The organism is Brevibacillus sp. HB2.2, from assembly GCF_013284275.1.
GTDB lineage: Bacteria > Bacillota > Bacilli > Brevibacillales > Brevibacillaceae > Brevibacillus > Brevibacillus brevis_D.
Genome location: NZ_JABSUV010000031.1, coordinates 56841 through 72678, shown reverse-complemented (window position 1 = coordinate 72678; position 15838 = coordinate 56841). Strand labels below are relative to the sequence as shown.

The following is a 15838-nucleotide window of genomic DNA, read 5'->3' as shown; positions in this document are numbered from 1 at the left end:
GTAATTACTTCCGGAACTTTAATCTATCACACTTTTAAGTTCATTGCAATAGAAAATTCGATTTTTTTTATTGTGTGGGTGAACTTTTTTGTGAAAGACGAGGTTAACAAAAGCAAAATCTATTATAAGGCATGTTCATCGTATATTTCAAATGTATTTTTCTATTTTCATTAAGAAAAAGCTTGCCCGGTAAAGGACAAGCTTTTCTTCGTTCCCAATTTAAATATCTAGATCGCGTACATTTGCCGCGTATTGCTCAATAAACTCCCTGCGAGGCTCTACTTCGTCACCCATCAGCGTCTCAAACACCATATCGGCATCCATAGCATCCTCAAGATCTACCTGAAGCAACGTACGGACTTCTGGGTCCATTGTAGTCTCCCACAATTGATCGGCATTCATCTCACCTAGTCCTTTATAGCGTTGGACGTTCGGCTTCGGTTGAGCCTTCAAGGTAGCGAGAACCTCATCACGCTGCCTGTCAGTATAAGCATAATGCAGCGTCTTCCCTTGCTTGATGCTGTAGAGAGGCGGCTGCGCAATATAAATATACCCCGCTTCAATCAACTGTTTCATGTAACGGAAGAAGAACGTCAGCAGAAGCGTACGAATATGCGATCCGTCGACGTCGGCGTCCGTCATAATGACGACTTTGTGGTAGCGTGCCTTTGTAATATCAAAATCTTCGCCAACACCCGTTCCCAAAGCCGTAATAATGGCACGGATCTCGTTGTTGCCGAGAATTTTGTCCAAACGCGCTTTTTCTACGTTCAATACCTTCCCGCGAAGAGGAAGAATAGCTTGGAAATGACGATCGCGTCCCATCTTCGCAGAACCGCCCGCAGAGTCACCCTCTACAATGAACAGTTCAGATTCGGATGCGTCCTTGGAAGAGCAGTCCGCCAGTTTACCCGGCAAAGCACTTACTTCCAGCGCACTCTTGCGACGAGTCATTTCACGTGCTTTACGAGCTGCCTCACGGGCGCGAGATGCCATGAGCGCTTTTTCCACAACTTTTTTGGCTACACCCGGATTTTCTTCCATGAAGGTGTTAAAACGGTCACCGAAGACAGACTCGGTAATGCTACGCGCTTCCGAGTTGCCCAGCTTCGTTTTTGTTTGTCCTTCGAACTGAGGCTCTTGAATTTTTACGGAGATAATCGCGGTAATGCCTTCACGCACATCGTCTCCGGAAAGATTCGGATCCTTTTCCTTCAGGAAGTTAAACTTGCGGCTGTAGTCGTTGATAACACGCGTAAGAGCCGTTTTAAATCCGGTCTCGTGAGTACCACCCTCATGGGTGTTGATGTTATTGGCAAAAGAGTAGATGTTGCTCACATAGCTGTCGTTGTACTGAAGGGCAACCTCCACGACAAGACCTTCTTTTTCCCCTTCGCAATAAATCACATCATCATGCAGGGCTTCCCGGTTTTTATTCAAGTATTCTACGAACTGGATGATACCGCCCTCGTAGTGGAAGGACTCTTCCTTCTCATGATCTGGACGCGTATCCTTCAGTGTGATGCGCAATCCTTTGTTAAGGAACGCCAGCTCGCGAATACGTTTTTGCAAAATCTCGTATTCAAATACCGTTGTTTCGGTAAAAATAGTCGGGTCGGGCTTGAAGGTAACTTTTGTTCCCGTCTCTTCGGTCTCGCCCACAACAGCAAGATCGGCATCCGGGGCGCCTACTTTAAAGCGCATGTAGTATACCTGGTTATTTTGTTTAACCTCGACTTCCATCCATTCGGATAGTGCGTTCACTACCGAGCTACCTACCCCGTGAAGACCGCCGGACACTTTGTATCCGCCACCGCCGAATTTACCACCGGCGTGCAATACAGTCAAAACGGTTTCAACAGTGGACTTCCCGGTCTTTTCATGAATGCCAGTCGGGATTCCTCGACCGTTATCGGTTACAGATACGGAGTTGTCTGGATGAATGACCACCAAGATCTCGTCGCAATAACCGGCTAGCGCCTCGTCAATGGCATTGTCGACAATCTCCCATACCAGGTGATGCAAACCTCGGCTGCTGGTCGACCCGATGTACATGCCGGGACGTTTCCGAACTGCCTCTAACCCTTCCAGTACCTGAATCTGACTCGCATCGTAGTTTGTATCTTTCGTCGTCACTTGATCCACTACTCTGTCAACTCCTCCACTTCAGCTTGTACAAAGGGAAACTGATCCAAGCTGTCCACGAACTGAGCGCGTCGCTTCAGCGTCAGAGAAGAAATAGGTGAACAGTAAATGGCATTCTGGGTGATTACATAAGACTTCGTTTCTTCCTCGCTATGGTCAACAACTGTCTTACTTTTTTCGAGTAAGAACGCTTTATTGATTTTTGAGGATTTCACAGTCTGATGATCGATGATGGAAATAACTTCCTTCGTGCTCACCACAGTATCTCCACCAATGTGAATAAACATCCCTGTACCCCCTACCTTTCTCCGGAGATTTTCCCTTCCCTCACGTAAAAACGAGAGGCTTGCTGGAGAACCTGATGCTTTAAGCCTTCCACACCTGTGGTACTTACAAACGTCTGTACTCGATCCTGAATGGTTTCGAGCAGCAATGTTTGCCGATGTTCATCCAACTCTGACAAGACATCATCCAACAACAGAACCGGGTATTCTCCCACTTCTTCTTTAATCAGCTCAATTTCGGCCAATTTAATGGACAGCGCACTGGTGCGTTGCTGTCCCTGGGAACCATACGTTTGCACATCCATGTTGTTCACTTTAAGTGAAAAATCATCACGGTGTGGCCCAATAAGGGTGCTCCCCCGCATGATTTCCCGGTCGCGAACCTCTTCGTAGGCAGCAAGCATTTTATCTACAGCCTGATCTATCGTCATCTCTTCTGTAACGGGCGATGAGTTAACGTAATGCAAAGAAAGTCTTTCCCTGCCATCGGTGATGCCAGTGTGGATTTCCTGTGCCCACGTCTCCAGCTTTCGAATGAACTCAAAACGCTTTCGTAACAATTTTACCGCTAAATCGGCTAATTGGGTATTCCAAATTGCCAGCATTTCCAGCGAGTTACTTTTTTTCATGGCCAAATCCTTTAAAAGCTGATTTCGCTGGGCCAGCACTTTGTTGTAATTGCTCAAATAATAAAGATACGTAGGTGAAACCTGACCGATTTCCATATCGATGAAGCGTCTGCGCTGGGCAGGTGCGCCTTTGACAATGGAAAGATCCTCGGGTGCAAACATGACGACATTCAATGCCCCCACATAGGCGCTCAGCTTCTGCTGTTCCATTCCGTTGATTTTGGCCCGCTTTCCCTTGGTTGTCAACTGCAGCTCTAAACGAACAGAACCGTAGCGACGAAGAACATCGCTACGGATCGTGGCATAATCGGCATCCCAGGAAATGAGCTCCTTGTCACGGGGCGTTCGGTGGGATTTGGCGAGTGCCAAAACATAGATCGATTCGAGAGCATTCGTTTTCCCTTGAGCGTTGTTGCCAATAAATAACTGAATAGGACCGTCAAACGACAGGGACATCGTTTCGTAGTTGCGATAGTTGGTTAGCGACAGGTTCTTGAGAAACAAGAATCACGCTCTCCTCTCAGGGGCGTACCACTTGATAGCGACCATAGCCTTCAATCGCCACTTCATCGCCAGGATATAGCTTGCGTCCACGTCTGTTGTCCAGCTCTCCATTAATTTGGATCGGAACCTCAGCCAAAAAAGCTTTGGCCATTCCCCCCGTGTCAATGATTTCAGCCAGCTTCAAAAATTGGCCGAGAGCAATATAGTCTGTGCTAATGGAAACCTCACGCATGGCTTGGCTCCTTTCTTTTACGTAAAAACATTTTAGTACGTACGAACCGGCAAAATCAGATGGAGCATCCAGTCATGATCGGTCGGACGAATCACAAACGGACTCATCGGGCCGCTGAAGCTCGCTTTGATTTCTGCGCTATCAATTGCACGCAGCGCATCGATCATGTATTTGGCGTTGAAGGAAATTTTCAATTCTTCGCCATTCATTGCTTTTGGCATCAAAATGTCGGTTACTTTCCCGATTTCAGGTGCATTGGACGTAATTTCGACGGTTCCATCAGGCATCGTAACGAGCTTGACTACGTTCGATTTGCCTTCGCGGCTCAGTAAGGAAGCGCGCTCGATAGATTGCAAAAACTCCTTGGTGCTCACAGTGATCTCCGTTTTGCTGCCTTGTGGAATAATTCTGGTCGTGTCCGGATAGGTTCCTTCCAAGAGACGGGAATAGAACAGGATATGCTTGGACTTCACAAGAATTTGGTTGTCCGCAACAACGATATCCGCGAGATTTTGGTCGTCATCTAATATTTTTACCAATTCATTGCAGCTTTTACCCGGAACTACCACGTTGTGGAAAGAAAGATCTTCTGGGCATTCAACCATTGCGGTACGGCTAGCTAAGCGATGGCTGTCGGTTGCCACAAAACGCAATTTGCCTTGATCAAGCGACCACATTAAACCGGTCAAGATCGGGCGCATTTCGGAAGTGGAAACACCAAAAACCGTCTGGCGAATCATTGCCTTCAGTAAATCACAGGGAACACTGAAGACTTTATCTTCTTCCAGATGCGGCAATTGTGGATATTCGTTGGCATTCATTCCGTTAATGGTGAACTCAGCTTGTCCGGAACGAATTTTGGTTGCGAGACGATCATCCACTTGAATATCGATTTCATTGCTTGGCAGCTTGCGCACGATTTCGCTGAAAATACGTGCAGTCAACACAATGCTACCAGGTTGATGTACGGTTACTCCCCATTCTCCGGCTTCTTCCATCGGGATCTGAACTTCAATAGACACATCAGAATCGCTTGCTGTTAGTGTCAAACCTTCGTCATCCGTTTTGATTTTAATCCCGGTCAAAATTGGAATCGTAGTTCTGCTAGAAACTGCTTTGCTAACATGCGATACGGCGTTCGATAGCTTTTCACGCTGAACGGTAATATGCATCGACGTGAGCCTCCCTCTCCGGCGCCATTATTTTTGGTTGGAATCTGCATAATAGCTGCGCCTTTATCATAACTTATTAGGATAGATCTTTTTAACAGAAGTAGTAATAGGGCCTGTGGATTTGTGGATATGTGGGTTCATTACGTAAAAGAGAGCCTATACACATGTGGGTAAGTTGTGTATAGGCTTTTTGCGTTATGCACAGGTTCAATGGTTTGCTTTTAACTTTTCAATGAGCGACTGAATGGTTGTTTGCATATGAGGGTCATTTGCCAGCGCACGAGAGATTTTCTCATGGGCATGAATGACTGTCGTATGGTCACGACCACCAAATTCATCACCGATTTTCGGCAAAGAGGCATCCGTCAGCTCTCGGGAAAGATACATTGCAATCTGACGGGGGAAAGCGACGGTTTTTGTCCGTTTTTTCGCCTTGAAATCTTCAAGTTTCAGGCTGAACGCTTCTCCGACCGTTCGCTGGATGTCCATAATGGTAATCACGCGTGGGCGGGAGGAAGGGATAATGTCTTTCAGTGCTTCCGCTGCCAGCTGCGTGTCGATATCGCGATTAATCAAGGAGGAGTAGGCAACAACACGAATCAATGCGCCTTCCAACTCGCGGATGTTGCTGTCGATCTGGTTGGCGATGTACGCCATTACCTCATTAGGAATATCAAGATTTTCTGCTTTCGCCTTTTTGCGCAAAATCGCAATCCGCGTTTCGAGGTCTGGCGGCTGAATATCAGTAATCAGTCCCCATTCGAAGCGTGAGCGGAGGCGATCCTCCAGTGTCGGGATCTCCTTAGGAGGCCGATCGGAGGAGATGATGATTTGTTTGCTTTCTTCATGCAAGGCATTGAACGTATGGAAAAACTCTTCTTGTGTCGATTCTTTGCCTGCCAAAAACTGAATGTCATCAATTAAAAGAACGTCAACACTCCGGTATTTATTGCGGAATTCGACGGCTTTGTTGTCACGAATAGAGTTGATGAATTCATTGGTGAATTTCTCAGACGACAAATAGACCACTTTCGCCGATGGGTTGTGCTGAATGACATAATGGCCAATTGCATGCATTAAGTGGGTTTTGCCAAGTCCGACTCCTCCGTAAATGAAGAGGGGATTGTAAGCTTTTGCAGGAGCTTCCGCAACCGCAAGCGATGCGGCGTGAGCGAATCGATTCCCTGAGCCGATGACGAACGTGTCAAAGGTGTATTTGGGATTTAAGATGCTGGGTGGCTGGTCATCCGCTACTGTTGGCGGTTCACTCATTTTCACCCGTGGGGCAGGTTGTTCGTCAGCAAAAGCCGCATCAGGATTTTGCATCGCGACGAACTTAACTTTCATATTGATACCCGTCACTTCATATAGTGTATCTGTAATCAGTTGTGCGTACCTGGTTTCTAGCCAATCACGAGCAAAGTCGTTTGGTGCGACGACGATCAGTGCATCCTCTTCTAATGTAGTTGCCTTTGTCGCCTTCAGCCAGGTATCAAAACTGGGTTTGCTTAGCGATTTTTCTATCTTGGCGAGTACTTTGCGCCATAGTTCGCTAATCGCTGCATCCAACCAGAATCCCTCCCTCTGGGCCATCCGAAAAATTGATGAAGATCGATCCATCATGATCGAGAAAAAGTGCAAAAACCTACGTTGTTGTGACCTAATTGTCAACACAGCCGTTTAGAGCGACTGTGGATAAAAAAAGTCGAAATATAGGGATTCCGCTCGTAGAAGTGAAAAAAAGCAGACGGTTATCCTCAATCCTGTGAGTAACGACATACACATAGGAAAGAATCTGTCCACAAACTTATCCACACCCTGTGGAAAAACCGATTCACGTATCGGAGTTATTCACGCTTCAAAACAAAAACATGATAACAGATATAAAGCGTGGTATCAATGGTTTTTTCATACTTATCCACAAACACAACTTCTGGTGCTTGCCACATATTCACATCCCTATATTTTGTGTACAAGCTGTAGATAAACTTGTCGAAATCTGTTTTTGTGGATAAAATGATATCCACAGACCCGGGAAATAGTTTTATGGGGATATTTGCCTTGGTAATGAAATTCCACTGTTGCTTGACTTTTTAGGCATATGTTCTTATAATGCAAAGGAATGTCTTTGCAAGACGGAGGTGTATACGTAATGAAACCATCTTTCAATCCTAACAACCGCAAGCGCAAAAAGGATCATGGATTCCGTAAGCGCATGAGCACAAAAAATGGCCGTAAAATTTTGGCTGCTCGTCGTCAAAGAGGTAGAAAAGTTCTTTCCGCTTAGGCCACACTTTTAGTGGCCTTTTTGTTTGCTTATATATGTCTGAAAATTCTTTGTTGTCATAAAAAGACGAAGGCTTTCTCCGATGTGGAAACCTTTTGGGGGATAATCATTACCTAGCTACCGAAAATCCTACTATTTATTGAAGAGATAGGAGGGGGCCGATGGAGGAGAGGAAGGACGTAACCGACTTTTTTGTATCGTTGGCGCGCGAGTTTCTTGATGAATGGCCTGTAGCCAACATGGTATGTGCCTATGCTGGTGGATCTGTCGGGAGGGGAGAAGCGGATACCTACAGCGACCTCGATTTACACATCTTTGTGGAGGGAGAAGATGATCCTTCCTGTGAAAATCGTCTGTTTAAAGGGCATATGATACAGCTGCAGGTTCAATCTGCTCCTACGGATGAAGAAGTATATGAGAATCTGTGGGCATGGCGTTACCTAAAGGAAGCAAAGATTATTCTGGACCCAGAGGATCGTTTCATTTCCTGGATGAATGACATATGCGCGTATATGGATTCCCCGGCTGGGAAAGCGAAAATGTTCGCACAGGCAAAAGCAGAGGTAGAATCGTTCCATGAAGAGGCGCAGGCTGCCTTAATGGAAGGCTTTCCTTACTCCGCTTATTTGGCTTCATGGGCAGGATGGATCGGTGCGCTACAAATGAGTGCCTTTTTCCAGGGGCATTCATTGAGTGATGCTCAGTTGTATCAGCTGTTACAGAAAGAAGGACGTTCGGACGGAATGGAAGGCTTTTTTCTGGAGGCATACCGGAGTAACCAGGATGTACAGGATGCACTTATGCTATTGGCCGACTATCGAACTCATCTACGGTCAATAAATAAGGGGATCGAGTTTGCGCTGGCGGCTGAAAATGATTGGTTAGTAAAGAGGAAGGTACAAAGATTGCAGGAGAGAAATCAGCTTGATATGGCCGGGTTTTTAATATTTTCAGAAGCGATCTGGTTATATCATAGTGTGGGTCTTGATGAATGGCTGGAGAATCATTGGGCGGATCTGCCTGCCAAGCTTTCCTTGCCCCTTCAAAAATTGGGATTTTTCCAAGCAGATGGACAATTGCTCGCTCACTTGCGCCATGCCAGTGCAGAAATCATCGCGGAAATTGGCTGATCGTCTATATTTTTTCCACTGAATTTTAGATTTTGTTCTAAACCGAGTATACTTAGGGAAAAAAGTGAACGAAACAAGGATATACTGGTAGATGCTGTTTACGTTTTCTACTATAATTGTGATGTTAGGGGTTGTTTACCTTGCATCGTTCACACCGGCTCAAAAAAAATGAGCAATTCCAAGCTGTGTTTCAACGAGGAAGTTCTGCGGCTAATAAGCAGTTTGTCTTGTATTCAGCAAAGCAAGAGGGACAAGCGGCTTTTCGCGCTGGGATTTCCGTCAGTAAAAAAATTGGCAATGCTGTTGTCCGCAATAGAGTCAAGCGGCTTATACGCGAAGCAGTAGCTCGAATGGAGTCTGATATCCCAGTCGGTCTCGATCTCGTCATCATCGCCCGTCCGGGTGTGGAAGCGATGACGCTTGAAGCCATTGAGCAATCTCTGTTACATGTGATGAAGCGAGCCAAAGTGATCAAACAGGCACCCGTACATAATGGAAAAAGAGATGGAAAAAGAGGGTGAAACGATGATGGTGAAGATCATGGTTTGGTTGATTCGGGGATACCAACTGATGATTTCTCCGTATAAACCACCTTCATGCAGATTCGCGCCCACCTGTTCCCATTACGCAATCGAGTCGATTCGTCGATTTGGAGCGTGGAGGGGAGGCTGGTTGGCCCTTCGTCGCATCTTGAAATGCCATCCGTTCCACCCGGGCGGGTATGATCCAGTCCCGGATCAGCACAAATAAGATTACCTCATATTGAAGCGGGGAAAAGGAGGATCACCCTTGAGTAGACGTACACTCAGCATTCTTATGCTGACTATGCTGGTTCTAGTTTTGTCGGGCTGTAACCCCCAAGCAGCAGCACCAATTGGCCCTGACGCAACCGGCATTTGGGACAAGTATTTTGTCTATCCACTGTCCTGGCTAATTAAAGAGAGCGCATTGATACTCGGAAACAACTACGGTCTGGGTATCCTAGTTGCAACGATCATCATTCGAATCATTGTGCTTCCATTGATGGTCAAACAAATCAAGAGCTCTAAGAAAATGCAAGAGATTCAACCGGAGATGCAAAAGATCCGTGAAAAGTACAAAAATGATCCACAAAAAGCGCAAGCGGAAACAATGGCTATGTTCCAGAAGAGCGGTGTCAATCCGTTGGCTGGATGCTTGCCAATGTTGGTACAAATGCCGATTTTGATCGCGTTCTACCATGCGATCATTCGTACCTCCGAGATTAACTCGCAAACGTTCATGTGGCTGACGCTGGGACAAAAGGACCCGTACTACATCTTGCCAATCATTGCTGCGATTACGACCTACTTGCAGTCCAAGATGATGGGTCAAGCAAATCAAGGAAATCCACAAATGCAAATGATGATCATCATGATGCCGCTGATGATTTTGGCGATTGCTGTCACATTGCCATCAGCGCTGTCTCTGTACTGGGTATACGGTAACCTGTTTACCATTGTACAAACCTACTTCCTGTATCGTGATAAAGGGAAAATGCCTACTCCTAAAGGGGGAGCCTCCAAGTGAAAAAGGTGGTAGCTACGGCAAAAACGATCGACGATGCTGTGCAAAAAGCTTTACTGGAATTGGGAGTGCCGCGTGAGCGGGCAACGATCCAAATTCTAGAGGAACCAAGCAGAGGATTGTTTGGACTGATTGGGGCAAAGGACGCTAAAGTGCAAGTAGAATTTCACTTTGATCCGGTTGCACAGGGACGTGACTTTCTTCAAGACGTTTTGTCGAACATGAAGGTGAATGCCAAAGTGGAGACGCGTACAAATGAAGAGGGCATGCTGTTTGACATCCAGGGAACCAATCTGGGAATCATTATTGGCCGCAGGGGACAAACTCTTGATTCATTACAGTATCTCGTAAACGTCGTAGCGAACCGTCATGCGGACAAACATGTACGTATCACTCTGGATGCCGAAAATTACAGGCTTCGTCGCAAGGAAACATTGGAGCAGCTCGCAGATCGTGTGTCGAAAAAAGCGTTATCGACCAAACGGGATGTACGTCTGGAACCAATGTCTGCTGCTGAACGGAAAGTAATCCACGCCTTCTTGCAAAAGAGAGCGGATGTGGTTACCTTCAGTGAAGGAGACGAGCCAAATCGTTATATCGTGATTGCACCGAAAGAAGCCTCTCGCTAGGCTTCTTTTTTTTTGCCTAATTAAAATGAGCAAGCGACGACATTTTGAACAATCTCGTCAAAAAGTTGTCCACTGTGGATAATTGACCAAATGGTTGAGGATTTGCGAAAATGATTATACTGTGGATAACCAAAATGGACAGCAACCTTGGAGCTAGGGTTGCTTTTTCCTATTGCGTGTTTAGCCAGATGGATTGGCTGCACTTTCTTTTGGAATTTTTCTAGACGATCTGTTATGCTAGTAAGTTAGTGGCTGACTTGTAAGAGTGGAAAGCTTGAGGTGAACAGCATGAAATTCGATACAATAGCGGCGGTCGCAACACCGATGGGTGAAGGCGGTATTGCCGTGATCCGGGTAAGCGGTACGGAAGCGATCGAAGTTGTGGATAAGATATATAAAGGAAAGCAGCGGTTGTCCACTGTGGACAGCCATACGATCCATTATGGGCACTTGTATGAGCCAAACACAGGTGAACGAGTGGAAGAGGTACTGGTTTCCGTAATGAAGGCTCCCCGTACATTTACGAGGGAGGATGTAGTGGAGGTCAACTGTCACGGAGGAATTGTTTCCGTTGAAAAGGTTCTGGAGTTAATCTTGGATAATGGAGCAAGATTGGCGGAACCGGGGGAGTTCACGAAGCGTGCGTTCCTAAACGGACGTGTCGATTTGTCTCAGGCTGAGGCCGTCATTGATTTGATTCGGGCCAAAACAGACAGAGCGATGAAGGTCGCATTGAATCAAGTAGAAGGGAAGCTGTCCAGGCTCATTCGGCAGCTGCGCCAAAACTTGATTGAAGCGATGGCCCATATAGAAGTAACACTGGACTATCCAGAGCATGACGTTGAGGAGTTTACACAAAATTTCTTGCGAGGAAAGTGCCTGGAGGTTAAAGATGAGATCCAGCGATTGTTGCAGACCGCACAGCAAGGAAAAATTTTGCGTGAAGGACTGTCGACCGCGATTATTGGCCGTCCCAATGTAGGGAAATCTTCTCTATTAAATAGTCTGGTTCAAGAGGAAAAGGCGATTGTAACTGACGTTGCGGGAACGACACGCGATGTCATCGAAGAGTATGTCAATGTGCGCGGGGTTCCTTTGCGACTTATCGATACCGCAGGAATTCGCGATACAGAGGACATCGTGGAGAAAATCGGGGTAGAGAAGTCCAGACAGCTGCTGCAAAAGGCTGACCTCGTGTTGCTCGTGATCAACTACAACGAGCCTCTCTCCGCTGATGATTACGCGATTTTTGAAGCAGCAAAAGGGTTCCATGTGATTGTGATTGTCAATAAATTCGACCTGCCGCAAAAAGTCGATTTGGAAGAGATCAAGCGTCATTTCCCTCAGCAGCCGTTGATTATGACGTCCGCGCGTGAGGAGACGGGGATCGATCTTCTTGAGCAGGCTATTGGGGAGATTTTCTTCAGTGGTCGTGTGCAGCAGGATGACTTGACCTACGTGAGTAACGCCAGACATATTCAATTGCTTCGTCAGGCAGAACGAGCCATGGATGAAGCGCTGGGTGGAATCGATGAGTTGATGCCAGTAGACATGATTCAGATCGACATTAAAAAGTCGTGGGAGCTACTTGGTGAAGTCATCGGTGAAAGCGTCGGCGAAGATTTGATTGACCAGATTTTCTCCCAGTTCTGTCTGGGTAAGTGATTAGGAGGGCAAAAAATGAACGTTGTACCTGCATATGAAGCGGGCTCTTTTGACGTCATTGTCATTGGTGCGGGTCATGCCGGTGCGGAAGCGGCATTGGCGGCTGCACGTATGGGCTGTAGTACATTGCTGTTGACGATCAACCTGGATGCTGTGGCGTACATGCCATGTAATCCTTCCGTAGGTGGTCCTGCAAAAGGCCACGTTGTACGCGAATTGGACGCGCTTGGTGGAGAGATGGGACGCAATACCGACAAAACGCATATCCAAATGCGTATGCTGAATACAGGGAAAGGACCTGCTGTGCATGCCTTGCGGGCGCAAGCAGACAAATTTGCGTATCAGCATGAAATGAAGAAAACGATTGAAAATACTCCGAATCTGATCCTGCGTCAAGCGATGGTGGAAGAGCTGATCGTGAACGATGGAGTTTGTGAAGGGGTTATCACGCAAACTGGGGCGCGATACATGGCCAAATCCGTTGTATTGACGACCGGAACCTATTTGCGCGGAAAGATCATCCTCGGGGATCTTCAATACGAAAGTGGACCGAACAACATGCGTCCGTCTATTCGTCTGGCACATCATTTGAAGGAACTCGGTTTTGAAATGACTCGTTTCAAGACGGGAACGCCACCGCGTGTTCATAGCAGCAGTGTGGATTTCTCCAAAATGGAGATTCAGCCTGGTGATCCGGTTCCACGTGCTTTTTCTTATGAAACAACGGAATTTATCATGGATCAGCTTCCTTGCTGGCTGACCTATACAAATGAAGAAACGCATGGACTCATCAATAGTAATCTGCACCGTGCCCCTATGTATTCGGGAATGATCGAAGGAACAGGCCCGCGTTATTGCCCTTCGATTGAAGATAAAGTAGTCCGTTTTAACGATAAGCCGCGTCACCAAATTTTCTTGGAGCCAGAAGGGCGCAATACCGAAGAAATGTATGTACAAGGCTTGTCGACCAGCTTGCCGGAAGATGTTCAGCTTTCCATGCTGCGTTCCATGGCTGGAATGGAAGAAGTCAAAATGATGCGCCCTGGCTATGCGATTGAGTATGATTCGATCGTGCCGACGCAGCTCTGGCCTTCTTTGGAAACCAAAACCTTGCCTGGCTTGTTCACAGCAGGACAAATCAATGGTACCTCTGGCTATGAAGAAGCAGCGGGTCAAGGTCTCATGGCAGGGATTAACGCAGCACGCCGCGTTCAAGGGAAACCGCCAGTTATTTTGGGACGGGATGAGGCGTACATCGGTGTCTTGATTGACGATCTGGTTACGAAGGGAACGCATGAGCCTTATCGTTTGCTTACTTCTCGCGCAGAATATCGCTTGCTGCTGCGTCATGACAATGCGGACTTGCGCCTAACCGATATCGGCCATGAAATTGGTCTGATTAGCGAGGAGCGCTACCATCGATTTAACCAAAAACGCGAGCTGATCGAGCAAGAAAAAGAACGTGTGGCCAACACGCGCGTACGTCCTGAAATGGCACATGTTCAAGAGGTTTTGCGCAACGCAGGCTCTCCTGAGCTGACAGATGTCATCGAGCTGGCTCAATTGCTACGTCGTCCGGAAATCAACTACAGCCACATTGCTCAAATGGTCCCGGCACCGGAAGCACTGCCAGAGGATGTGACCGAACAAGTTGAAATCCAGATTAAATACGATGGCTACATCAAAAAGTCATTGCAACAGGTTGAACGGATGAAAAAAATGGAGGAGCGCCGCATCCCAACGGATATTGATTACCACCAAATCTCCGGTTTGTCCAAGGAATCCCGCGACAATATGACCAAAATCCGTCCGTTGAACATCGGGCAGGCGGCTCGTATCGCAGGGGTTACTCCAGCAGACATTTCCGTGTTGATGGTATATTTGGAGTACAAACGCGTGGGAGTAGCCGAGTAAGGAGAAAAGCTATGACGAAAGAACAGTTTGCCGAGGTACTTGCAGCCCAGGGGATTTCTTTGACGGATCGTCAGAAGGAGCAGTTTGATCATTTTTTCCGCCTGCTGGTGGAATGGAATGGGAAGATGAACCTGACCGGGATTACCGAAGAGGGGCAAGTGTACAACAAGCATTTTTATGATTCGATTACCCCGGCTTTTTACTTTCCATTTGACCAGGTGCAATCAATTGTAGATATCGGTGGGGGCGCAGGCTTTCCAAGCATTCCTTTGAAAATTTGCTTCCCACATATGAAAATGACGATCATTGATTCCTTGAACAAGCGAATGAGCTTTTTGCAGCATGTAGCAAAGGAACTGGGCTTGGAGAACGTAAATCCCGTACATGGACGTGCCGAGGATCGTGGGCAAGAAGCGATGTATCGGGAGAAATTTGATCTCGTAGTGGCACGTGCTGTTGCGAGACTCAATCTGTTATCGGAGTTCTGCCTTCCTTTTGCCAAAGTCGGAGGACATTTCGTGGCTCTCAAGGGAGCAGAGATTACTCCAGAGCTTGCTGAAGCGAAAAAGGCAATCAAGACGCTTGGTGGAAAGACGAGAAAGGTCGAGACATTCCAGCTTCTAGAGGAAGCGGGAGAACGCAATATCGTCATCATGGAAAAAATAGAAGCGACGCCGAAAAGCTATCCGCGTAAAGCAGGAGTTCCTGCGAAAAAGCCGTTAGTGTAGGAGTCAATCATAGGAGAGGTCGTAGCCACGTGCTGCGGCCTTTTTTCGTATGGAAAGTTGTTTAAATCAAAATGCTCGTTTTTGATGAAATGGAAGGTATGTAGTCGCTCAGGTTTCTTGGATGATGGTATCTACAACTCGTCTAGCCCCTCCGAAAGAATGACATCGTGATAGAGGGGGATTTGACTATGCAAGAAACTCCCGACCATATTGCTTCGGCTCTTTCTTGCTTTTCTAGCAGGTGCCATCATGGGGTGGGAGCGAGAGAGATTTATAAAGGATGTGAGTAGGCAAAGATGTGCTGGTTTTCGAGCGTATAGTCTCGTTTGTTTTGGTTCGTTTCTTTTTGGACTAACCTCTATTTAACGTGAAAGAAAGTTTAAACTTTCTGGAGCGCATAAAAACATTCCGCAAAAACGCGGTCGCTCCTCTATGAATAGGCTTCGATAGAAGTTTTTTTACGGTTTTTCTTCGAGTGGCGTAAATCATGACCCTGGGAGAGTAGCTGTACAAGTCGTGACGGGAACGGGATTTTTGGGGACCGAAGTTATTATTAAATTCAATGGTACGGTAAAAGGCCTTACGACGGCAGCTGGGATGTGGGTTGTTTCAATCATTGGTTTGGTTCAGTGCAGGATGTCTGTCGCTGTGATCGTTGCTGCGATTTTTTCGCACCTGAAGTTAGACTTTCATAGTCTTTTTCCTCGATTGTTTTCTGTCACCAAGATTTCACATCCTACTGATGAGAGCATTGGAAGTGATGAGAGGCCAAAGCACCGTGACGATCACGATTTTTATGTGGAAGATCACGATTGATGTTTCACGTGAAACGTTTTTCGTTAGCAGGAATTGGGCGAATCTTGCAGAATTACATATATATAAATGAACCTGAAGAAAGCGTATAGGGAAAGAAGATTAGGTCAAAGGCAATTTTACAAACCGATCGGATGGGCAAGAAGAGTCTGTTAAGCAGT

General features: G+C 46.6%; 15 protein-coding genes and 1 pseudogene. 10 read left to right on the top strand and 6 right to left on the bottom strand.

Annotated features, from left to right (window positions below; translation table 11 throughout):
• Window positions 1-219: 219 nt before the first annotated feature.
• The 6 genes from gyrB to dnaA all read right to left on the bottom strand — a co-directional run bounded on the left by gyrB (window position 220) and on the right by dnaA (window position 6559).
• Window positions 220-2145: a DNA topoisomerase (ATP-hydrolyzing) subunit B gene (gyrB, locus tag HP401_RS32130; RefSeq protein ID WP_172139852.1), complete on the bottom strand. Its 1926-nt coding sequence runs from the start codon at window positions 2143-2145 to the stop codon at window positions 220-222.
• Window positions 2145-2432, bottom strand: a complete 288-nt coding sequence (gene remB, locus HP401_RS32125; RefSeq protein ID WP_173606427.1) for an extracellular matrix regulator RemB — start codon at window positions 2430-2432, stop codon at window positions 2145-2147. The genes gyrB and remB overlap by 1 nt, the downstream gene beginning before the upstream one ends.
• Window positions 2433-2443: 11 nt before the next feature.
• Window positions 2444-3562: a DNA replication/repair protein RecF gene (gene recF / locus HP401_RS32120; RefSeq protein ID WP_012683787.1), complete on the bottom strand. Its 1119-nt coding sequence runs from the start codon at window positions 3560-3562 to the stop codon at window positions 2444-2446.
• A 16-nt stretch (window positions 3563-3578) separates the two neighbouring features.
• Window positions 3579-3794 (bottom strand): S4 domain-containing protein YaaA, encoded by a 216-nt coding sequence (gene yaaA, locus HP401_RS32115; protein WP_012683786.1) that lies wholly within the window; start codon window positions 3792-3794, stop codon window positions 3579-3581.
• A gap of 32 nt (window positions 3795-3826) precedes the next feature.
• The gene (gene dnaN / locus HP401_RS32110) at window positions 3827-4966 is read right to left on the bottom strand and encodes a DNA polymerase III subunit beta (protein WP_173606426.1); all 1140 of its coding nucleotides are present in this window, start codon (window positions 4964-4966) and stop codon (window positions 3827-3829) included.
• A gap of 207 nt (window positions 4967-5173) precedes the next feature.
• Window positions 5174-6559 (bottom strand): chromosomal replication initiator protein DnaA, encoded by a 1386-nt coding sequence (gene dnaA / locus HP401_RS32105; protein ID WP_106784234.1) that lies wholly within the window; start codon window positions 6557-6559, stop codon window positions 5174-5176.
• A gap of 559 nt (window positions 6560-7118) precedes the next feature.
• On the opposite strand from dnaA, the gene rpmH reads away from it, so the two are divergent.
• The 10 genes and pseudogenes from rpmH to HP401_RS32055 all read left to right on the top strand — a co-directional run bounded on the left by rpmH (window position 7119) and on the right by HP401_RS32055 (window position 15680).
• The gene (rpmH, locus tag HP401_RS32100; RefSeq protein ID WP_007720125.1) at window positions 7119-7253 is read left to right on the top strand and encodes a 50S ribosomal protein L34; all 135 of its coding nucleotides are present in this window, start codon (window positions 7119-7121) and stop codon (window positions 7251-7253) included.
• 161 nt (window positions 7254-7414) lie between these two features.
• Entirely contained in the window at window positions 7415-8383 is a 969-nt protein-coding gene (locus HP401_RS32095) for a nucleotidyltransferase domain-containing protein (protein ID WP_173606425.1), read from the top strand.
• A gap of 140 nt (window positions 8384-8523) precedes the next feature.
• Window positions 8524-8904 (top strand): ribonuclease P protein component, encoded by a 381-nt coding sequence (gene rnpA, locus HP401_RS32090; RefSeq protein ID WP_015894104.1) that lies wholly within the window; start codon window positions 8524-8526, stop codon window positions 8902-8904.
• A gap of 4 nt (window positions 8905-8908) precedes the next feature.
• On the top strand, window positions 8909-9133 hold the full coding sequence (yidD, locus tag HP401_RS32085; protein WP_205669431.1) for a membrane protein insertion efficiency factor YidD: 225 nt from the start codon (window positions 8909-8911) through the stop codon (window positions 9131-9133).
• Between the two features lie 39 nt (window positions 9134-9172).
• A complete protein-coding gene (gene yidC, locus HP401_RS32080; RefSeq protein WP_016739366.1) occupies window positions 9173-9931 on the top strand; it encodes a membrane protein insertase YidC in 759 nt (252 codons plus the stop codon).
• Entirely contained in the window at window positions 9928-10557 is a 630-nt protein-coding gene (gene jag / locus HP401_RS32075) for an RNA-binding cell elongation regulator Jag/EloR (RefSeq protein WP_173606424.1), read from the top strand. Before yidC ends, jag begins: the two co-directional genes overlap by 4 nt.
• 288 nt (window positions 10558-10845) lie before the next feature.
• Window positions 10846-12222, top strand: a complete 1377-nt coding sequence (mnmE, locus tag HP401_RS32070; RefSeq protein ID WP_173606423.1) for a tRNA uridine-5-carboxymethylaminomethyl(34) synthesis GTPase MnmE — start codon at window positions 10846-10848, stop codon at window positions 12220-12222.
• A 15-nt stretch (window positions 12223-12237) separates the two neighbouring features.
• Window positions 12238-14136, top strand: coding sequence for a tRNA uridine-5-carboxymethylaminomethyl(34) synthesis enzyme MnmG (mnmG, locus tag HP401_RS32065; RefSeq protein ID WP_015894098.1), 1899 nt, complete (start codon window positions 12238-12240; stop codon window positions 14134-14136).
• Window positions 14137-14147: 11 nt separating this feature from the next.
• Entirely contained in the window at window positions 14148-14864 is a 717-nt protein-coding gene (gene rsmG, locus HP401_RS32060) for a 16S rRNA (guanine(527)-N(7))-methyltransferase RsmG (RefSeq protein ID WP_173606422.1), read from the top strand.
• 210 nt (window positions 14865-15074) lie between these two features.
• Window positions 15075-15680 (top strand): annotated as a pseudogene (locus tag HP401_RS32055) (MgtC/SapB family protein).
• Window positions 15681-15838 lie beyond the last annotated feature (158 nt).